Genomic DNA, 20,697 nt, shown 5'->3' on the forward strand with positions numbered 1-20,697 from the left:
GTAGGAAGCGCAACGCCTGTCCGTGGAAATATCTCGCTGAGGTTATCACGGCTCGGCGCCAGGGGCTGGATGTGCCTCCTCTGCCTCTTGCTGCGTAAAAAAAATGAGAGGGGTCTGAACGGTTACATTCAAACAGCTCGTCGGTCGGCTCAATCCGTTCGTTGTAAAGAACCTGAACACCAAAATCATCGGAAAAATAGGCAACAGCGAAATGAAGAGGTTGTGCGGTTCGGTTATCCGCCTGCAGCTTAAAGGTAATTTCCCGCCATTCATCTTCTTCCTGCATGATATCAAAAGTGATCTCATCATCAGCAAAAGGAGTTTCGGCACCATCCTCAATCAACTGGAATTGAACAGCCTCCTTATCCATCCGGGTTGAGTTGTTCTGCAAGGTCACAGCCCGATCCCAGGTAGCGATCCGTTGCAAAACTGAGAAAAGATACTCCGCAGCAACAAAGGTATACCCCTCAGCCCCCTGAATTAAACGACCGTTTTTTCCCTCACGCAGCAGCAGCTTATCATTCTCCGCCACAAGGGTATACGTGTACTCCACTGCCGGATGATCCGTGCTGAAAGCAAAACCAAAAGCCCTGTTATCCACAGAGGCAAAACAATCAAGCACAATTTTGATACCCTGCTCATCTCCGTTCAGGTCGACCTGCAAAGGCGGCACCGGCAAAGAAGTAATCCGGGCTTGGAGTTGCTCTTCAGGATTCACTTCAGCAACATCCAACAGCTCCACCACACTCTCCTGCGGCCCGACCTGCACTGTTTCAGCATGCCCGATCAGCTCCTCTCCCCGGTACAGAGCAAACTCAACCATCTTGTCCGAGTCGCTGGGCAGGCCATGCAGGGCACCACACTCAGCCTTCCACTCGTCATCCTTAAAATACACATGATAACTGCGCGTACTTGCAGAAGCATCATGCCCAAGAAAACCGCTGTAGGCATTAAAACGCTGGTAGGTCTCGAACTGCGGGGTCTGATTCTCCGCATAGCGGCGGACCACAGTACGAACACGCATAAACAGGTCAGCATAGCTGATATCAGGGCCGGATGCATTCAAGGTATCCAGAAACGTGGTGGTGAAGACTCCCCGATGATCTCTCGTTTCCCATGCCTTCTGCACCCGCTCACAGGCGGCCAGCAGGATATGCTGACTGGCAGGAATTATCAAGGACTCGTTCTGTTGCAACAACTTGCTATAATAGCCGTCTAAATAGCTGTCCAGCGGGCGTTCTTCTTTTATTTCATGGGTAAAACGAGGTCTACCCTGAAGAAAATCATCCGCCTTTCGGGTTGCAGAACCGGAATGACAGCTATCCAGAAACACAGCAATATGGGGAGCATTACGGGCGACCTCTGCAAGCAGTACGGCCAGTTCCTTATCTGCCAGATCAAAGCCGCCGGTCTCGCGACTGTCATAGCAGACTAAGCCCTCATCCCACCCATCAGGATAAAAACGCTTAAATTCTTTAGCGGCACGGCAACGGGCACCGTGACCGGAATAATGAAAAAGCACCACATCATCCGCACCAGCTTTGCCCAGATGCGAACGAAACAGTTTAATGATATTCTCTCGGGTGGCATCGCTGTCCGTCAAGGTTTCAAGACGGAGCTTATCCCGACCAATAGTGTCAGTGAGGTAATCTTTCAGGGCTTCAACATCATTGAGACAGCCTCGCAGCTTACCAACTGTTGGCGAATAGTCATTTATTCCGACCGATAATACGTAAATTTTGTTCATAGTACTTTCCCCTTTTCGGTAATACGGTTAACGGATTGTGCTCCTCTTCAATAGTTCTATTGAAGCGAAATGCAGAAAAAATATCAAGAAATGGGCAACCGCCAAACTGTTATCTTGAAGTAATTTTTGAATCCTCTATACAGAGACTATTCTTCAGGGGAAAAATCAGGAGGGAGAAACATCGGTATATTCAGCAGAGAAGCTTTTATGCCAGCTCCAACAGGTGGTTGAAATATGGATGGAGAGGCTATTGGCCGCACCTCCAAGACGGATATCTAACTTCGATCAGCCCGCCGGATAACATCACAAAGCTCCAGAGCAATGGTGGAGATTTCTTTCTCATCCTCGCCCTCAGCCATAACCCGGATAACCGGCTCGGTCCCTGAAGGACGGACCAAAATTCGTCCCCGTTGACCAAGCTGCTCTTCTGCAGCCTGCAAGGCCTCTGGAAATCCCTGGATTTGTTCCGGCGCAATCTTGCTGGACAATCGGACATTTTCCAGTACCTGGGGATAAGAGGTCATAATTCCGGCTAATTCCGACAGGGATTTATTCTTTTTAATCATAATCGCCAATAACTGAAGAGCTGCAAGGATCCCGTCCCCAGTGGTGTTATAATCAAGAAAGACCAGGTGACCAGACTGCTCCCCGCCAAAATTATAGCCCTTGGCCCGCATGGTTTCCACCACATAGCGATCCCCCACATTGGCCCGAACCAGTTGCCCGCCCAGATCAGTCATGACCTTTTCCAGGCCCATATTACTCATCACAGTGGCAACCAGGGTCTTCTTTTTCAGCTTTCTGCGCTGAAGCAAATCAGCAGCGCAAATAGCCATGATATGGTCACCATCCACAATCTCCCCTTTTTCATCACAGACAATGAGTCGGTCCCCATCACCATCAAGGGCCAGCCCAATATCAGCTCCAAGCTGTTTGACCTTTTCCGCCATAACCTCTGGGTGTAGAGCCCCACAGTCCTGATTAATATTTTTCCCGTCCGGCTCAACCCCGATGCAGGTTACCTTGGCACCCAGTTCAGCAAAAACATAAGGGGCAACCCTATAGGTGGCTCCGTGGGCACAATCCAGAACAATATGGAAATCATCCAGCGTGTATTTATCAGGAAAAGTATGTTTGAGAAAAACAATATAACGACCCCGTGCATCATCGATTCGGGCTGCCTTGCCCACCTCGTCAGCTACCGGTCTGAGGGCGGCCATTTTTTGGGAAAAAATCAGATCCTCTATATCAAGCTCTGTTTCATCAGGCAGCTTAAAACCGTCTCTGGAGAAAATCTTAATCCCATTATCCTGGAAAGGGTTATGAGAAGCAGAAATAACCACTCCTGCATCAGCTCGCATGGAGGTGGTGATGAAGGCAATTCCAGGCGTTGGCAAAGGCCCCAGAAGCTGCACATCCACACCCATGGAACAAATTCCGGCTGCCAGCGCATTTTCAATCATATAACCGGATACCCTGGTGTCTTTTCCAATAACAATATGATGACGTTTCGTATGATTTTTTACGATAAAGGCGATGGCTCTGCCCAATTGCATGGCTATTTCTGTGGTCATGGGATAGGTATTAGCTACCCCGCGTACGCCATCGGTTCCAAAGAGTTGTCGCATAGTCCTGCCTGATGGTAATTTTACTCTGTTACTTTCTTCTTTTTCTCATTCAAAGAAATCTGTACTTCCTTTGGGCTGTAAGAAATGATCCGAATGGATTCATGACCGGGCACAGCAATCCCATTCACCGTGACTGGCTCTGAACGAGGGAATTCCCCCGGCCTTGCATTCACAAAGGCACGAAAAAGCATGGATAGCACTGGTGTCTCACTGATTAGTTTTTCAGGAATCTCGGCAACAACCGTTATATCATCTGGTTTCACACGCACTTCCTGCTCACTATCACGAATATTTATGGGAATTTTCCGAACTTTTTTTTCGACAAATTTATCTGCCACTGTTAATTTTGCAACAACTGTGGTCTCACCCATGAGTTCCATAAATTCCGGAGTAAGATCAAGATGCACTGGAAGCGTTGTCGAGTGATTCAGGCCCTTGAGGTTTATAACATAGGTTTTCAAGGCCTGCTCCTGGGTGACGACACTTTCCGGGCCAGCAACAAGGATCTTATCAGGATTTAAGGACACCTCTTTCAGTACATACCCCTCAGCCACATCACCTTCGGTCATAGCTGTAATAGGAATTTGTCGTTCCATCAACTTATCAATAGACAAAGTGATACTGGCCGGTTGCATTCTGACAATGGAAATACCACTGGGCAGAGGCAAAGTAAGGGTGTCAGTATTCAGGACAATAGTATCCGGTTCAGCCTTTGACAGGTCAAGTGATAGCGAAGGGGGTCGGTTGCGAACCTCCTGGATAATCCCCCGTGGGCCGCGCAAGGTAACAGAAAGCTCTTTTTGATACTGGTTGTAAATAACTAAATTCTTCGGAAGATTAAGCACCTCTATTGGAATGCGCATGCTCACATCCATCTGGTCGGTTCCAACAGCCACAAACCACACCAGAATACCAAGAGCAAGAGAAACCAGTCTCAGCAAAAGATTTTTATAATTTATTATTCTGTTCCAACGGTGTAACTGTTTAGCCATCAGAGGACGTCTCACTTTTTTCCGTTGAATCTTCCTGTTGATCCGCAGACTCCCTTCTCCATAAAGGACTACGACGAGCATTCTTAACAAGCAATATTTCTTTTAAAAAGGACTCCAGCTTGACTTCATCCCGCATAGGGGTAATATTTCCTCCCTGAACAACGGAAATTACCTGGGTTTCCTCAGAAACAACGATAATTACAGCATCGGTTTCCTCGGAAAGGCCCAAGGCCGCCCGATGACGGGTTCCATAGCGTTTATCAATATCAGGGTTTTTCGACAGGGGAAGCAGGCAGGCAGCTGAATGAATCCTCCCTTTTTTAATCACAACAGCACCGTCATGCATGGGTGACATAGGAAAGAACAGGGCAACCAAAAGCTCTTGCAACAGCTTAGCATCCAGAACAAATCCGGTTTCAATATATTCAGCCAAACCGGATTCCTGTTCAATAATAATTAAAGCCCCTATACGGCGGCGGGCCATATACACGGCTGCGGAAATAATTTCCGTGAGATCATGGACTGCCATCTTTTGCGTCTTTAAAAAAGGAGTTCTGCCCATTTCAGTTAACATCCTTCGAATGTCATCCTGAAAAATCACCACCAGGATCAATAAAATAGAACTGAGCAGATAACGCAATAGAAGCTGCAAGGTCAGCAAATCCATGCGGATGGACACAAAATAGACAAAACTGACCACCAGGATTCCGACCAACATCTGAACGGCCCTGGTTCCACGGATCAACAGGATCGTTCGATAAATAATAAAAGAAACAATCACGATGTCAACAAGATCTTGCCAGCGGATTGAGCGGGGGAAATTAAAGGTGTGAAGAAATTCAGGCATGGAGGGAGGTTGCTATGATAGTTAGGATGGTCTCTGGAAATAATCTCGCAGGTATGGTGCATTATTTTATAAAAAATAACGCCTGCAAATTTTCATTTTTATCATTCTTTTTGATATGCAATCTAACATGTTGACCGGATTATGCACAGAATAATTTCAGAAACCTTGTGATTTTTCCTGGTTACTGTAGTAAAATTTCATGTGCTTTTTTAAAAGCATATTGAAAAAAATACCAACCTATGCCCTGTTACAAACAAGATCCGTATGCTCTCCCCACCCTATACAAAATATTCACGTCTTCATGTTTATTATCTGAACCAACGCAACCTTCCCCTGATAACTGATCCTGATCTGATCGGAACCTGGATCGAAGATGAAACAGCAATCCTTTTCTTTCACAGGGAAAAAGAAAAATTTATTGAGAGCCTCTGTCAGCAAACCGGGGCCTCCATTGTTTATCAGGCAGATCTTGATTATCAGGACTGGGAGGCAGGGGTGAAAATCACCTCTTTTTCCACCCAGACCCTACTAATTCTCCCGGTCTGGGAGCTACCGAACCAACAACCTGGTCAGCAAGATGTGGGGAAAACAGAGATCCTGCTGGATCCCAGCGTCATATTTGGCTCTGGTTTCCATGCCACTACCCGACTCTGCCTGGAAACCCTGGAGCTTCTCCTGCTGGAGTCTGGAATAAACATCAAATCGGTGCTCGACCTGGGTACAGGAACCGGCATCCTTGCTATCGCAGCAGCAAAACTGGGCGTGGAACGAGTAACAGCTCTGGACAATAATCCCCTGGCTGTGGATGTGGCCCAAGCCAATGTGGAACGAAATAACTGCGCTGATATCGTGACGGTTGATCAGTTCGACCTGATGCAGGGCTTACCAGACATGACATATGACCTGGTCATCACCAATCTCTATAAAGGTCTTTTGGTCCGCCTCTTTAACGATCAGGAATTCTGGCATGCCGGAACCTACATGGTTTCCGGTTTTATCCCTGGCATGGAGCCTGACCTGTTGGCAGCTCTGCCAGCTGATAAAGTCCAGATGCTCCATCGGGGCAATAGCGAGCAGTGGCGTTTATGGCTTCTTCAATACAGCGAGAGGAGTCATGAACAACTTGCTGCTTAATTCTCATTCGCTTGTTACCCAAACCCTGCTTACCTGGTTTCAGGAAAACCAGCGTCCCCTGCCCTGGCGCAAGGAGTATCGCCCTTATCACGTCTGGATAGCAGAAATCATGGGCCAGCAGACCCAGATGGAACGGGTTGTGACCTATTTCAAAAACTGGATTCAACATTTCCCAGACATCCCAACCCTGGCTGCTGCCTCAGAGCAAGAAGTCATAAAGGCCTGGGAGGGTCTGGGCTACTACAGCCGGGTGCGGAATATCCGCAAAACTGCTGATCTTCTGGTCCAGAAATATGCGGCTGGGCTTCCTGATAATGAATCAGATCTCCTGGCTCTGCCCGGAATTGGCACATACACAGCCGCAGCCATTCTCTCCATTGCCTTTAATCGCCCTGTCCCCCTGCTGGATGCCAATGTGGAGCGAATTCTCTGCCGCCTTGATGATATTGACCTGCCAGTCAAACAGACAGCAACACGGAAACTCCTTTTGCAACGCTGTACAGATCTTCTTCCCCATGACAAAGCCCGCAATTTTAATCAGGCCCTGATGGAATTTGGTGCTCTGGTCTGCACACCCAAAAAACCTGCCTGTTCAACCTGCCCACTTCAGGAACATTGTCGTGCCCTTGCCCTGGATATCGTTGATCTTCGCCCGGTTCCAGGTAAAAAGGAAAAACGAATTGATATAGCTATGGCCTGCGCTATTATCCAGAATAATGATCGCTTCTATATCCAGCAACGACTGGAAAAAGATGTTTGGGGCGGTCTCTGGGAATTCCCTGGTGGACGCCTGAAAGAGAGTGAAAGTGCTGCCCAGGCTGCAATCCGGGAACTTATTGAAGAAACTGAATTTCAGATAACAGGTCTCCAACCCTTTACCACAGTTGTCCATCATTATACAAAATACAGGGTCTCCTTAGAGGCTTTTTTCTGCACTCTGAAAAATCCTTGCGCAACCACACCAACCCTGCACGCAGCGAGCCAATATCAATGGGTACAGCTCAACGAATTGCCAAACTTTGCCTTTCCTGCTGGTCATCGCCAGCTTATTGAAAAAATGCTGTGAACGTTGCAGAACAGACTCCCCAGGCAAATATCTTGCGAAGGAATCAACTATTGAGTAGAAAATATTATAGACAGAAACAGGTAACAGATACAAATCTCTCTGCCATTCTATTAAATATTAACAATAATTTAACAATTACGGAGAAAACTATGAAGATAACCATTGAATACTGTACAGCGTGAAACTACAAGCCCAGAGCCTCCGGTCTGGAGGAAGAATTAAAAAAGGAATTCAATGCCGATGTTGAACTCATTCCCGGTTCTGGTGGGGTCTTCACAGTCTGCACAAATGGTAAACAAATTTTTTCAAAACACGAGACCAACCGTTTCCCAACAGAAGGGGAGATTATAGGGTTACTCAAATAAGCCACCTTGCAATACAACCTTCCAACTGCCCGGTCTATAAGACCGGGCACGCACTGAACACATTACCCGGTGAGGTGGTTGGCCGTGTTCAAGGCATCATTTCATTAGTTGTACTCAACAGAGGATTATACAGGAGTGCTTGGGGACGGGCTGCCGGGTAAGGAGGAGTGTTTAGTCTGAAAAGGATTATTCCTCGCCATCTTCATCAGCTTCCAGTTCATCCATATGCTGGAGTCCTTCCATGAGCAGCTTCATAAAATAACCGATTTCCGGGACATCAAAATCTTCAGAAGGCAAACCTGGATTGAATTTAAAACGGCCTTTTTTCTCTCGCAGTATTTTAAAAAAAGCCTGCTTCCCTTTCAGGCCAGCATAAGATGCCTTAATCAGAGAACCTTGGCGCATGGAAAAACGTGCTGTCCCTTTAGGCACTTCTGTGATTGTCAAAATACCGGTTTTGGCATTGGCATGCAGGGTTTGGAAAAGGGCTTCAGGCGGGATTTCTTCCAGTTTACCAATCATCCCTGAAGCATATTCATCGGAACGAATCTCATTTGATTGGGCAAGGCGTCTGGCAAGCAATCGATTAAAATACCGATGTAAAGATGGATACTTGTCCATGATAAACTGAAAATTCTCACGATGAATGCTCAGTATCTCAACATTAGCAGAAGCCTGGATTGTTGAACCCACCTTCTGATCACAGATAAGGCTCATTTCGCCAAAAACTTCTCCTTCACCAAGAGAGGAAATAGAAATCCCTGTCTCATTCAACACACTGACCTTCCCTGTAATCACAATATAGAGATTTTCTCCAGACTCACCTTTGCGCAGAACGATCTCATCCTTTTTATGGGTACGCAATTCAGCACTTTGAAGAATCTCAGCCAAATTTTTAGGACTGATATTGCGGAAAAAAGAAAATTTACTGATTTTATTCAAGACCGGAGCAAGATCTCTATGGTGTTCTTTGAGATTATCGTGTTCCAGGGTCAGAGGATGGACGGTTGAGTGCTCAAGGCGGATAGTCCCTACACAACCTGAACAGGAGATCAGGCAGTCAGGAATTTGGTCAGCACGCTCGTACTTAATGAGAATCTTGACCAAATCACCATAGAGTATTTCACAATTATCTCTACGTTGGTTCGAGTATACAGCTGCGGTACAGACAAAGGAACTGTCTCCGGCAGTCTCCATCATGATGGCTACCCCGGAAAGGGTAAAGGCATCTCCGTACTGAAACTTTGGACATTTATTTGTCTCGCATACCCGAAAGACTACTCTTGGAAGTCCCATTCTCGTTACGTCTTGTGTGGATCTGCTCTCTCCTTTTGAGAGAGATTCGTTATTTTTTCATTTATTATGACAACAAACAAAAAGAATGCGCAATCTATTTTGCACAATTCTTTTATTTTAATTGTATCTGCAAGCAGAGGGAACCTGCTTAGGTGGCTAAATCAACTTTCATTTTAAGTCATCCTGGCCCGGTGGAGCACGCCAGCAAGGGCAAATCCCTTTCATTTGCATCCTACTTCCTGAATCTCATCCCCGTGAATAGGATCAGGAGGTTTATTTTACCTGCCGCAAAAAAGAAAATAAAGGTATAATGAACAGAATACAAGACAAAACTTCCTGGACAGCAAAACAAAAGGGCAGCCAACAATTAGCAACCATCTTATTATATTTACAAAGATAATGGAGGAATCGTTATTAGTATTATTGGCAACAAATCAGGACTCAAAACCAAACAACTTCGCCAACTGGAGCGGTTAGGACAAAAAAAAGTCAACCCGGATGAAATTATTGGACGAGAACTGGCCCGTGCCATGACCTCGCTTTCCACTGAACTCAACCGTCAGATTGGTCTGATCATTCATCGCTCAGGCAAGGTGGAATTCGTTATCCTTGGTGATCACACTCGGATCGAAATACCTGTGCTGAACAAGATACGCTCCTCTGGCGGACGATTACGCGGAGTCCGCTGTGTGCATACGAGCTTTAGCAACTCCGGTCCCAACGAAGAGGATATCATGGATATGGTCTGTCTGCGCCTGGACATGATGTCTGTCCTGACCATGAAGGACGGCTTTCCTGACCTGCTCCACACAGCCCATCTTCTTCCTGACAAAGTGGATGAACGAGACTGGAATCTTCTTGAACCAGTCCATCCCGCTGCAGAGCAGCAATCCTGCCTGTCCCTGATTGAAAGCATTGAGCAGAAGTTTTCCAGATCGCGGCCTGTCCGTCATGTTGACAAGGGACATGATCAGGCAATTCTGATTTCCGTAAGCACAGGTTCACTGGCTGAATCCCATGAATCCATGCTGGAATTATCAGAGCTTGCCAGGGCTGCCGGAGTCCTGGTGGTTGATCAGGTTGTGCAGAGACGAAAAAAACTCCACCCCCGCTTCATTCTTGGGCGTGGCAAACTGATTGATATCGTCCTTATGAGCCTGCGTAACGGTGCCAATCTGCTTATTTTTGACCAGGAACTTTCCCCGTCCCAGGTACGCTCGGTGACCAACCATACTGACCTGCGGGTTATTGACCGAACCCAGCTGATCCTGGACATCTTTGCCTCCCGTGCCCGTTCCAGGGAAGGCAAGTTGCAAATTGAGATGGCCCAGCTCAAGTACATGTTGCCCATGCTCACCACCAAGGACGATGCCCTGTCCCGGCTCACTGGTGGTATTGGTGCTCGCGGACCAGGGGAAACCAAGCTGGAAATTGATCGCCGTCGCATCAATGACCGCCTTGCCCGTTTATCCAAGGAACTCAAGGCGGTGGGGAAACAACGCTATCATCGCCGCAATCATCGTCGCAAACACGACGTGCCTGTGGTCTCGCTGGTCGGCTATACCAATGCAGGGAAATCCACCCTGCTCAACACCCTGACTGATTCCCATATCCAGGCAGAAGACATGCTCTTTGCCACCCTTGATCCCACTTCTCGCCGCCTTCGTTTCCCAGAAGACACCGAGGTCATTATAACCGATACAGTGGGCTTTATTCGTCATCTGCCAGCAGACCTGCTCAAAGCCTTTGAATCAACCCTTGAGGAGTTATTTGAGGCTGACCTCCTTCTCCATGTTATTGATATTTCAAATCACGCCTGGAAGGAACAGGTCAAGGTGGTGGATGATCTCCTGCAGAAACTTGAGCTGAATAAGATTCCCTGCCTGCGGGTGTACAATAAGATTGATCAGGTTCGTGATGACCTGCCTGCCCGGGCAAGAAAGGGGATATGCATCTCAGCTCGTGACGCAAGCACCTTGCCCGAACTGCTGAAGACCATGGAGCAACATCTATTCACACATCCGTTCTCCTCTTCTGAACTCCGGGAGGCTGACAACACCGCATGACAAACGATGCTCATTCTGTCATCTTTTATACAAGTTTGTTCATCGCAAGCCTATTGAGACGACAAAAGAAAATTCATTTACCCTTAAACTGAATTCTCCTTGACAAGCAGACTAATTTACTCTTCATTATATGAGTCTATTTTATTATTGTATAACGTCCTCCTCCCCTTCAGGGTGGGATAAATAACAAACCATGCAGGCCATAGCCTGCCTTCAAACACAAAAGGCATCTGTTCAACAGAGCATATGCAGGAGGCGACACAGTCGTATCATGGATAGTTACATACTCATTGGAATAACGGCGTTTATTGGTTCTATTTTCGTCGGCGGAACCATTGGCCTGGCAAAACTGATTGCGTTTCGCACCCCAAATTCCGCACTCAAAGCGCAACCCTTTGAATGTTCCGAGCCACCAATCGGGGGGGCCCGTATCCGCTTTAAAGTGGCCTATTACATCTTTGCCCTGCTTTTCCTTATCTTTGATATTGAAACGTTGTTCCTCTTTCCCTGTGTAAAGATTTTCAGGGCAGTGGTGGATGGTGAAATTGCTGGTATAACACACCAGCTTGTCTTTCTGGAATTGTCAGTTTTTATCTGTGTTCTTTTCACAGGTCTGATCTATGCGTGGCGTAAGGGGGTATTGGTATGGGAGTAATACATGAAAACACATCTTCTGTGCTTGCTCACCAGGCAGGAGAGATAGCAGAAAAACTTCCTGGTGGAGCGACCTTAGCCCGTTCTGTGGAAATGCTGGTGGCCTGGGGACGGGCAAACTCACTCTGGCCTCTGTTGTACGGTACCTCCTGTTGCGCTATTGAGATGATGTGTACAGGTGCATCCCGGCATGACTGGGCCCGCTTTGGGGTTGAGGTGGCCCGGGCCAGTGCCCGACAGGCTGATCTGATCATTCTGGCAGGAACAATTGTCGAAAAAATGGGTGATAACCTGCTCACCCTGTATGAACAGATGCCTGGACCAAAATACATTATTGCGATGGGCTCCTGCACCATTACTGGTGGCCCTTTTTATTATGATTCTTACTCAGTCATTAAAGGGGCTGACCGCCTCGTCCCAGTGGATGTCTTTATCCCAGGCTGCCCACCCCGGCCTGAAGCCCTGTTTTACGGTATCATGCAGCTGCAGGAAAAGATCAAAAAAGAGGGTCGTGAAATCCCCTGGGAGATTGGTGAACTGGTCAACACTCCCTTTATTGACACCTTTACTGAAACCCAGCAGGACTGGGACGCTCTGGAGAAAAAAAAGGACGAAGAGCTGGCTGAGGCCAAGAAGCAATTCAAGAGAGACAATCCTGATTACAAGCCACCCAAGCCTGCACGGGTAAAAAAGGCAAAACTGCCTTCCCCGACCCGGAAGCGAGTAGCAAACCAAGGGATCAGTAACTGGACCCTGCTCCAGACTCTTCAGAAAAAATTCCCGGGCCTCACGGTGCATGATCATCCAGATGCCACCCCAAAAGAGGTGGCTGAGCTGGGAACAGATGTTCCCCTTGATCTGGTGGTCCCCAAAGAGCAGTACAGAGAAGTTGTTCAGTATCTCAAGGACAGTAAAGAGCTGGGGCTGGAAATGCTCATTCAGCTCACCTGTGTGGATTGGAAAGAATACTTTGATGTTGTTGTCCACCTCCTCTCAGTTGAGGACGGACATAAACTTTTCCTGCGCTGTCGGGTGGAAAAGGATGAAGACGGTGCTGAAATAGAGACTATCTCGGATCTCTATCCTGCTGCGGATTGGCATGAGCGTGAGGTGTATGACATGTTTGGCGTGCGTTTTACCAATCATCCCGATCTGCGGAGAATGTATCTCAAAGAGAACTTTCCTGGTCATCCCTTATGTAAAGATTTTAAAGATTCTTCCCGTGTGATTGTGCGACCTTATTAGTAACGCAACAAAGCCGCAACATGGAAAAGGTGAACCTGTTCATGATAGATTCACCTTTTCTCCTTTCCTGCTGACCCTTCCTACTTCTGTCTTATGCGGGAACAAGCTGTAAACAAAGGGACTTATCCTGTTTTCCCAATCGCTTCCTCAAGCGCACTTCATGGGCCAGTCAAGTTAGTTTGTTAGTATATACTCCCCATTCGCTTATTTTTTTGTAGTTTGATGAATTTCCAACTCCCTGTACTTGCCTGATTTATTTTTTTTGCGCAAAATCAATTCCAGATGGTTTTTCGCTCCACATGTTGAAGAGCGAGAAATTTGTTGCCACATAAACGAATTTCACCCTCTTCGACATCGAAATCAGGGTTTTTTAGTCAGGTTTGGTAAAATTCTCCGAACTGCGTTTTGAAATGAGCGAATGGGGAGTATATAGGGTTAGCTATGCGTATTTTCGTCTCCTTCTTCTGTTCCAGCGGAGATCATTCGTAGAATGACATTATGTGCCTAATCTGCCGTGATGTCAAGCGAGATAAGCAGAGCTTGGTCACGAGAAAAAGTGCAGAAGCTTGCCCATCAGGAGAAACCGGAAGATAGCCCTACAACGACAGCCCTATCTTCCCCGCTATCTTCTCAGCGAGCTCCTGAAAATCCTTCTTTGCTGCCTGAACCGCATGGGCATGACTCCCAATGGCCCCGTCCGCTGAAGTCAGGTTAAAAATTGGTTTGCGCTGTTCCTGGGCCATAGGAACAAGACTACGGTAATGCTTGATGCTTGCCAGGCAATACGGATCTTCTTGTGGATCATTGACATCAGAATGAACTGCTATGTTGAGTATAGCTTCACGATAAACAGTAGCTACACGATCCAACCACGTTGCTTCTGACCTTGTAACTTTCCCTAAATACATATTACTTTGCCGACAAAGGTAGCCTATAACCTCTGTTTTTCCTTGAGGGAGTTGAAGCTCTGGACAATTGGAACTTTCCAGATTCTCTTGCCAATTTCCCAATCGTTCCTGCCATTGTTTTTTCCATTTTCTCAGAGTAGCCCCTAATCCTTTCAACCCCTGTAAAGAAAACAGATCTGCACTCAGAGGAATTATCGCATAGTCGGATGCTATCAATACAGATTGATTAATAGCACCAAGATTTGGCCCAATATCTACCAAGATAATATCTGCCTGCACCTTATCAGCTGCCTTTTGCATAATCTGCCAAAACGAACTCAAAATCCGCATGGGACGGTACAGATTATTATCTCCCATACTTTTCGGCCACTGATTAGAAAGAGTATCCTCAAAACCAGATAAGCTGACATCACCAGGTATCAAATAAAGATCCTGAGTAATATGCTGCAAAATCGGATCAGCAATATCCTCAACACCGGCAATGGGCTTGACGCATTGATAAACAGTTGAGCCTGGAAGTTTGCCTTCCCAGAGTTCTTCTATTTTTTCTTCTTCCAGAAAAGCAGCAGTCAGGTTCGCCTGAGGATCCAAGTCCGCAATGACAACTCGCTTACCGAGGCTGGCAAACATCCAGGCCAAATGATAAATCAGAGAAGTCTTTCCCACTCCGCCCTTATTATTAAAAAAGGTCAGTACAGGTATTGGCACGCTCATTTTTCCCTCCGTAAAATACAGGCCACAGCACTCTGGCTTGTCTCGAATTCCAGATCAGGGTTGCCATTTTCCAGCATTGCCTTCCGTGCAACGGCAATTCCCCTGCCGAATGCCTGTATGTAACCAAAGGTTCTCAGCACATCGCTAATATCAGGATTCCGGTAATCAGTAATTCCTGGGGTTCCAAAATTATCCGCAGTCACATTACCGTATGGTCCGCCGGGGCTATTGATTTCTATCCTGTCATTGAACCAGTACACTCGCACTGGGGCATTGGTCCGTTCGTAGGTGCGATGCAACACAGCATTATACAATATCTGTTGTATTGCTGCGGGAGGATAGGACATCTTCTTTTGATGGGTCGCGGCAGAAGTAATATCAACAGCAGTCCTGTTATGTGCTTTGAGTTTTTCTTCTGTCCGGCGAAGCAGCTCAACAAGCGCACCGCCAATAACCTCTTCGTCAATAACCGGATCAGCCAGTTCTGTCCCGTCTATTCGGAGAAACTGAATATATGCACCCGGTAAAAAATCCTGGGATGACTTTCCCAAGGCCAACAGACCAAGTACAGTCGGCACCGGATCATCAGGAGAGACAATCATCTTACAAGAGGCCAAGCGTTCCTCATATGTTCGGTTATTCGCTTCTAGAATATCAGAGGCAAAAGCGACGGGCAGATATTCGCTCTCAAAAATCATCCGAGATAAATCGCTGAGTTGTGCCGTTGGTATGGGATAGATATCAAAGGGGAGATTCTTATACCGTCTTTTTTCGTTGAGAATTCGTTCTTCCTGTTCATTAGCCAGTGAGCGGCGTGGGCCAGTACGAACCCAGATTCTCCCTTCATATTTCACAGGCGGCATATCCGACGGCATAACAGTAACAACCGCCATCTCTGCGCCTTTTAAAACCCGTTTTTCAACGGTGAGTACTGGAAGCGGCAGGATATTACCATCAGACTTTATATCAGCCAGGGAAAGCAACAACTGATCAGTGATTTCTACACTCGAAGGGTCTCCATTATCCTTTGCGCCAATAAAAAGGATACCTGCCTGATTATAATTGGGTAGGTCATTAGAAAAAGCACAAATAGCTTGCCGGGCCTTTTTGGGCGTATCCCCCTTAAAAGATTCCTTTCGCTCTACTCGATCTGATTCCGTGTCATCAAGTAAAGCCTCAAGCTCTTGATCGGAAAATCTTTGCATTATCGTTTCACTTTTTCCCCAGCTCGCCGGGATATTTGCGGGTTACTGAATATTCATAAAATAGTGGATCTTACGACAAGAAGCCTCGTGTAAAGTTTTTCAGTATGAATTACTATATCTGACTTGAAAATACAAGTCTTTCTGGAATTGAACAGCCTTGGCCTATGCTCATTCCCTGGAAAGGGTTACTTTTCCATCTTCACATCTTTGTAAGATTGACAATTCTTCTCAAAAATGTTATCCTCTTTGTCATATTGTTCCATCTCTTTAAATGACTATCAAGTCAAGACTTCGTTGTTATTTCTATAAGCTCCATCACTAAAGTTATTACTGAGGACATCAAACGTATGAAAAAAATCAGCTTGTCCGTTGATGCCGTTCAGATCTCGGTCGAACAGGGTACAACCCTGCTGGACGCAGCCCAACAAGCCGGAATCACCATTCCGACTCTTTGTCACCTCCCTGAAAACAAATCTGGAGAATGCGGAAACTGCGGTGTCTGTGCCGTGGCCTGTGAAGGTCAGCCAGACCTGCTCCATGCCTGCTGTACCCCGGCGGAAGAAGGCATGGTCATCATCACGGACAGTGATGAGGTCAAGGGCCATCGTCAGGAACGGGTTGCAGCCTTGGCATCCATCCATTACGGCGATTGCAAGGCCCCGTGCAGCCTGACCTGTCCCGGTCAGATCAATGTCCAGGGCTATATTGCCCATGTGGCTAAAGGCCAGTATGCTGAGGCGGTCCGGCTGGTCATGGAAAAAAATCCCCTGCCCTTTTCTGTGGGCCGGCTCTGCCGACGTTTCTGCGAGAGTCGCTGTCGCCGGATGCTGCTGGATGCCCCCATTGCCATTAATAACCTGAAACGCTTTGTGGCTGACTGGTGCATGGAGAATCAGGTGGATCTGGGGATTACTGCCCAACCTGCAACCGGAAAAAAAATCGCTGTGGTCGGTGGTGGACCTGCGGGTCTGGCCGGTGCCTATTATCTGGCGAAAAACGGGCACGCTGTCACCATCTACGAGGCTGAAGAAAAGCTCGGCGGTCTCCTCCGCTATGCAGTGCCGGAGTTTAAAATTCCGAATACGATCCTGGACTACGAGATTGATACCATTCTCAAGCTGGGTATTGAGGTCAAATGCAGACATCGTCTTGGTCAGGAGATGACCATGAATGAACTGAACAGCCAGTTCGATGCGGTACTACTGACCATCGGGGCCGGGGTTGATCAACCCCTGGAACTACCTGGCAGCGACCTGCCCGGAGTGCAAACTGCCTTGGATTTTCTCCGCAACTATAATGCAGGTAAGGAAGTCAAGCAGGGTAAAACCGCAGCGGTACTCGGTGGCAATAATGTGGCTATGGAAGCGGCCCGCTCTCTGCGTCGTCTGGGCTATGAGGTCACCATTGTTAATCCGAAGAAGGATAGCTCAGGACTGGGTGCCAATCCGGTGGCTCTTCAAGAGGCGGAAAAAGAAGGAGCACATTTTCTCTTTCAGAAGGATCCCTGCGAGATCAAACAACAGGGTGCCGGACTGGAACTGGTCATGCATCAGCTGGAATTGAGTGAGCCGGATAAAAAAGGTAAACAAAAACTGCAACCGGTTCCTGAGAGCTTTGACACCCTGTCTGTGGATACGATCATTGCTGCCCAGGGGCAGATGGTCTGTGCCGGTGATGAGAATCCGGCAGCAGATGTGGCCCTGAACCCGAAAAATCTCATCAAGGCCAATGCCAAGACCGCTCTCACCAGCATGGACAAGGTCTATGCCGCAGGCGAGGCAGCTGGCGGTTCCCGCCCCCTGATCCAGGTGGTAAGTTCCGGACGCAAGGCCGCAGAATCTATCCATGCTGCGGTAATGGGCCTTGCACCGGCTCCGGCAGAGAGCCGCTTCAACTTTTCACGGGGCAAATCAGCTGATGATCCCAAGGTGCTGGAGCGTTTTGATAAACAGGAACGCACTCCCATGCCTGCCCGGATCCCGGAAACAGCAGTACTGGACAACGAAGAGGTTAAGCTGGGTTTTGATGAGGCTGCTGCCAAACAAGAGGCGGATCGTTGTCTGGAATGCGGTTGCATGGCCTATGATGACTGTGATTTCAAGACCCTTTGTATTGATACTGGCATCAATCTGAGCAAGACCGGCATGGGCACGGTCCCGGCGTACAGCCTGGATCAATCTCATCCCATGTTGAATGTAGATCTGAATAAATGCGTGTACTGCCGCCGCTGTACCAATGCCTGCGAATACGATGCTCTGGATCTCAGTGCCTCTGTGGATGAGCAGGGCCGGGCGACCGGCATCTCCCTGATCTTTAACGAAAACTGTGTGAACTGCGGCAACTGCGCTGATCATTGCTCCACCGGAACCATCACTAAAAAAGATACGCTTTCTCCGATCTTGACCGAGGAGACCCGTAAGGTACGCACCACCTGCCCTTATTGCGGGGCTGGCTGCCAGATGCAGCTCAAGGTCAAGGGCGACACTATTATGGAGGCCACCTCGGAAGCGGATCTGGCACCCAACTACGGTGCGCTTTGTGTTAAAGGCCGCTTTGCCTATAACTTTGCCCAGGACAAAGAACGCCTGACCACTCCTCTGGTTCGCCGTGACGGCGAGTTGGTGGAGGCCACCTGGGATGAGGCCTATGATGTTATCGCGGACAGGCTGGGGAAAGTCAAGGAGGAGTTTGGGGCAGATTCCGTTGCCGGATTCTCCTGCGCCCGAGCCACCAATGAAGAAAATTTTCTCATGCAGAAGTTCATGCGCACGGTGATCGGGACCAATAATATTGATCACTGTGCCCGGCTTTGACACGCACCTACGGTGGCCAGTCTGGCCATCACATTCGGTTCCGGCGCAATGACCAACTCCATCGCCGATGTTGTCAATAATAAGACGGATCTCTTTTTCATGATTGGCTCCAACCCGGACACCAGCCATCCCACTATCGGCCTGCGTATCCATCAGGCCCTGGATAAGGGGAATGCAAAGTTGGTGGTGGTTGATCCCCGCAAGACCAAGTTGGCTGAACGGGCTGATCTCTGGCTGCGTATCCAACCGGGCACGGACGTGGCCCTGCTTAACGGCCTGATGCATATCATCATCAAAGAAGATCTTTGGGATAAGGAATTTGTTGCTGAACGTACAGAGGATTTCGATGAACTGAAAGAACTGGTGGAGAGCTACACCCCGGAACGGGTTGCTGAGATCACCGGTCTCAGTGTTGCTGATATGGAGAAAGCAGCCCGCATGTATGCGGCTCCGGGCCGTCATGCCTTTTACCACGGTATGGGCATAACCCATTACCATACCGGTACAGATCGTGTAAAATCCATTGCCAACATGGCCATGCTCTGCGGTAAGGTCGGCGTGGAAGGCGGTGGCTGTAATCCGTTGCGCGGACAGAATAATGTCCAGGGAGCCTGTGACATGGGTGCCCTGTTTAACACCATGCCAGGTTATGGTGCGCTGGATAATGATGAGCTGTTCGACAGATATGAAAAACGCTGGGGTGTGAAGCTGCCCCGCAAGCCGGGTAAGCCTGCTACGGAGATCTGGGATAATATCCTCAACGATGAAATCCGGGCCTTATATGTGTTCGGGGAAGACCCGGCTATTGCCGATGCCAATATCGGGCATGTCCACAAGGCTCTTGATCATCTGGAATTTTTGATTGTCCAGGATCTCTTCCTGACTGACACGGCCAAGGAAGCGGATGTTGTCCTGCCTGCGGCCAGTTTTGCGGAAAAGGATGGTACCTTCAGTTCCACGGAACGACGAGTGCAGCGGGTGCGCAAGGCTGTGGAACCGCTGGGACAGGCCAAACCGGACTGGCAGATCTTCACTGAGCTGGCCGAGCGCATGGGCTATTCTATGGGCTATGAAAAGCCGGAGGATATCTTTGAAGAGATCTGCGAGCTGCTGCCTCAGTATCGCGGCATGAGCTATGCCCGACTGGAAGAGGTCGGCCTGCAATGGCCGGTGCCGGATGCCGATCATCCGGGAACTCCGGTTCTCCATACCGAGTCTTTTACCCGAGGCAAGGGTCTGTTTGTGCCGGAAGAATACATGCCGCCCAAAGAGCCGGTGGATGACGAGTATCCCATGCTCTTTACCACAGGCCGTCATTATGCCCGCTATAACTTCAGCAGCATGACCGGCAAGACACGGGAGATCGATGATATTGCACCTGAAGCCCTGGCCGAGGTCAACCCGGCGGATGCCGAGCGTCTGGGTATCAAGTCGGGCGATATGCTGAAACTTACCTCCCGACGGGGCGAGGTCACCATCAAGGCGGAGATCACCGAGCGCAGCCAGCCCGGCACGATCTTCACCACCTATAACTATGCGGAGACCCCGGTGAACCTCCTGACTCTGGATGCGCTGGATCGGCTTTCTCGGACACCGGAGTATAAGCTTTGTGCTATTCGGGTTGAGGTTTTGGGGTGATTTGTTGGTAAAAAAATGAGTGACTTTGGTTGCTCTTTGGAGTATGTGAAAGGGGTGGGCCTTTGGGTTTGCCCCTTTTTTATATTGTGATTGTGCGATAGGATTTGAACTTGTGACCCCTACCTTGTAGCCCGCATCATTGCGTACTCTGATTTTGCTCTGTTATACCGGTGTGGATATTTTTTTTCGGAAAATAAGGAGGTCTTTGTTTACTTTTTTAAGTCATTATGTTTAATGGTTATTAAAGGTTAATTTAAAAGGATAGGAATTCCCATTTTTTATTCAATAAATCCATAATGATCGTGTAAAATATAGAAAAGAGTTGAAGAGTCGGCAAGAGGAAGGAGAAATGCGCAAGATTGATCAGAACATTTTTCGA

Annotated in this window: 14 protein-coding genes and 1 pseudogene; 8 read left to right on the top strand and 7 right to left on the bottom strand. The window is 48.1% G+C overall.

Annotation, left to right across the window (positions count from 1 at the left end; genetic code table 11):
- From L2082_RS12040 to cdaA, 4 genes are all read right to left on the bottom strand, one after another.
- The coding region (locus tag L2082_RS12040; protein WP_446010180.1) for a caspase family protein at window positions 1-1,747 on the bottom strand (1,747 nt) is incomplete at its 3' end.
- 275 nt (window positions 1,748-2,022) lie between these two features.
- Entirely contained in the window at window positions 2,023-3,375 is a 1,353-nt protein-coding gene (gene glmM, locus L2082_RS12045; RefSeq protein WP_446010179.1) for a phosphoglucosamine mutase, read from the bottom strand.
- A gap of 20 nt (window positions 3,376-3,395) precedes the next feature.
- On the bottom strand, window positions 3,396-4,367 hold the full coding sequence (locus L2082_RS12050; protein ID WP_446010178.1) for a CdaR family protein: 972 nt from the start codon (window positions 4,365-4,367) through the stop codon (window positions 3,396-3,398).
- Entirely contained in the window at window positions 4,360-5,214 is an 855-nt protein-coding gene (gene cdaA / locus L2082_RS12055; RefSeq protein ID WP_446010177.1) for a diadenylate cyclase CdaA, read from the bottom strand. Before cdaA ends, L2082_RS12050 begins: the two co-directional genes overlap by 8 nt.
- 264 nt (window positions 5,215-5,478) lie before the next feature.
- On the opposite strand from cdaA, the gene L2082_RS12060 reads away from it, so the two are divergent.
- The 3 genes from L2082_RS12060 (at window position 5,479) to L2082_RS12070 (ending at window position 7,779) form a co-directional block, all read left to right on the top strand.
- Window positions 5,479-6,348 carry a 50S ribosomal protein L11 methyltransferase gene (locus L2082_RS12060; RefSeq protein ID WP_446010176.1) on the top strand — a complete coding sequence of 290 codons (870 nt, stop codon included), beginning with the start codon at window positions 5,479-5,481 and terminating at the stop codon, window positions 6,346-6,348.
- The gene (gene mutY / locus L2082_RS12065; RefSeq protein WP_446010175.1) at window positions 6,329-7,414 is read left to right on the top strand and encodes an A/G-specific adenine glycosylase; all 1,086 of its coding nucleotides are present in this window, start codon (window positions 6,329-6,331) and stop codon (window positions 7,412-7,414) included. Before L2082_RS12060 ends, mutY begins: the two co-directional genes overlap by 20 nt.
- A gap of 149 nt (window positions 7,415-7,563) precedes the next feature.
- Entirely contained in the window at window positions 7,564-7,779 is a 216-nt protein-coding gene (locus L2082_RS12070; protein ID WP_446010500.1) for a SelT/SelW/SelH family (seleno)protein, read from the top strand.
- A 186-nt stretch (window positions 7,780-7,965) separates the two neighbouring features.
- On the opposite strand, the gene L2082_RS12075 is transcribed toward L2082_RS12070, so the two are convergent.
- On the bottom strand, window positions 7,966-9,075 hold the full coding sequence (locus L2082_RS12075; RefSeq protein WP_446011793.1) for a cyclic nucleotide-binding domain-containing protein: 1,110 nt from the start codon (window positions 9,073-9,075) through the stop codon (window positions 7,966-7,968).
- Window positions 9,076-9,605: 530 nt separating this feature from the next.
- Between L2082_RS12075 and hflX the strand changes: the two genes are divergently transcribed.
- The 3 genes from hflX to nuoB all read left to right on the top strand — a co-directional run bounded on the left by hflX (window position 9,606) and on the right by nuoB (window position 13,040).
- Complete coding sequence (gene hflX, locus L2082_RS12080; RefSeq protein ID WP_446010498.1) at window positions 9,606-11,141, top strand: GTPase HflX; 1,536 nt, start codon at window positions 9,606-9,608, stop codon at window positions 11,139-11,141.
- A 271-nt stretch (window positions 11,142-11,412) separates the two neighbouring features.
- Complete coding sequence (locus L2082_RS12085) at window positions 11,413-11,796, top strand: NADH-quinone oxidoreductase subunit A (protein ID WP_446010497.1); 384 nt, start codon at window positions 11,413-11,415, stop codon at window positions 11,794-11,796.
- A complete protein-coding gene (gene nuoB / locus L2082_RS12090) occupies window positions 11,787-13,040 on the top strand; it encodes an NADH-quinone oxidoreductase subunit NuoB (protein ID WP_446010496.1) in 1,254 nt (417 codons plus the stop codon). Before L2082_RS12085 ends, nuoB begins: the two co-directional genes overlap by 10 nt.
- A gap of 596 nt (window positions 13,041-13,636) precedes the next feature.
- Here the strand turns inward: nuoB and L2082_RS12095 are convergent.
- Both L2082_RS12095 and L2082_RS12100 read right to left on the bottom strand, forming a co-directional pair.
- Window positions 13,637-14,662, bottom strand: coding sequence for a ParA family protein (locus L2082_RS12095; RefSeq protein ID WP_446010263.1), 1,026 nt, complete (start codon window positions 14,660-14,662; stop codon window positions 13,637-13,639).
- A complete protein-coding gene (locus L2082_RS12100; protein WP_446010264.1) occupies window positions 14,659-15,867 on the bottom strand; it encodes an ATP-binding protein in 1,209 nt (402 codons plus the stop codon). The genes L2082_RS12095 and L2082_RS12100 overlap by 4 nt, the downstream gene beginning before the upstream one ends.
- A gap of 347 nt (window positions 15,868-16,214) precedes the next feature.
- On the opposite strand from L2082_RS12100, the pseudogene L2082_RS12105 reads away from it, so the two are divergent.
- Window positions 16,215-16,751, top strand: a pseudogene (locus L2082_RS12105) (2Fe-2S iron-sulfur cluster-binding protein); the annotation flags it as partial.
- Window positions 16,752-20,318, top strand: coding sequence for a formate dehydrogenase subunit alpha (gene fdhF / locus L2082_RS12110; RefSeq protein ID WP_446010265.1), 3,567 nt, complete (start codon window positions 16,752-16,754; stop codon window positions 20,316-20,318).
- Window positions 20,319-20,697: the final 379 nt, after the last annotated feature.

This window comes from Candidatus Electrothrix sp. (genome assembly GCF_052785085.1).

What these genes read in the sequence shown, in the direction of transcription:
- L2082_RS12100 (WP_446010264.1), bottom strand. Translation starts at nt 15,867, where the DNA reads ATGCAAAGATTTTCCGATCAAGAGCTTGAGGCTTTACTTGATGACACG.
- L2082_RS12085 (WP_446010497.1), top strand. Translation starts at nt 11,413, where the DNA reads ATGGATAGTTACATACTCATTGGAATAACGGCGTTTATTGGTTCTATT.
- L2082_RS12095 (WP_446010263.1), bottom strand. Translation starts at nt 14,662, where the DNA reads ATGAGCGTGCCAATACCTGTACTGACCTTTTTTAATAATAAGGGCGGA.
- hflX (WP_446010498.1), top strand. Translation starts at nt 9,606, where the DNA reads ATGACCTCGCTTTCCACTGAACTCAACCGTCAGATTGGTCTGATCATT.
- cdaA (WP_446010177.1), bottom strand. Translation starts at nt 5,214, where the DNA reads ATGCCTGAATTTCTTCACACCTTTAATTTCCCCCGCTCAATCCGCTGG.
- nuoB (WP_446010496.1), top strand. Translation starts at nt 11,787, where the DNA reads ATGGGAGTAATACATGAAAACACATCTTCTGTGCTTGCTCACCAGGCA.
- L2082_RS12060 (WP_446010176.1), top strand. Translation starts at nt 5,479, where the DNA reads ATGCTCTCCCCACCCTATACAAAATATTCACGTCTTCATGTTTATTAT.
- mutY (WP_446010175.1), top strand. Translation starts at nt 6,329, where the DNA reads ATGAACAACTTGCTGCTTAATTCTCATTCGCTTGTTACCCAAACCCTG.
- glmM (WP_446010179.1), bottom strand. Translation starts at nt 3,375, where the DNA reads ATGCGACAACTCTTTGGAACCGATGGCGTACGCGGGGTAGCTAATACC.
- L2082_RS12075 (WP_446011793.1), bottom strand. Translation starts at nt 9,075, where the DNA reads ATGGGACTTCCAAGAGTAGTCTTTCGGGTATGCGAGACAAATAAATGT.
- L2082_RS12050 (WP_446010178.1), bottom strand. Translation starts at nt 4,367, where the DNA reads ATGGCTAAACAGTTACACCGTTGGAACAGAATAATAAATTATAAAAAT.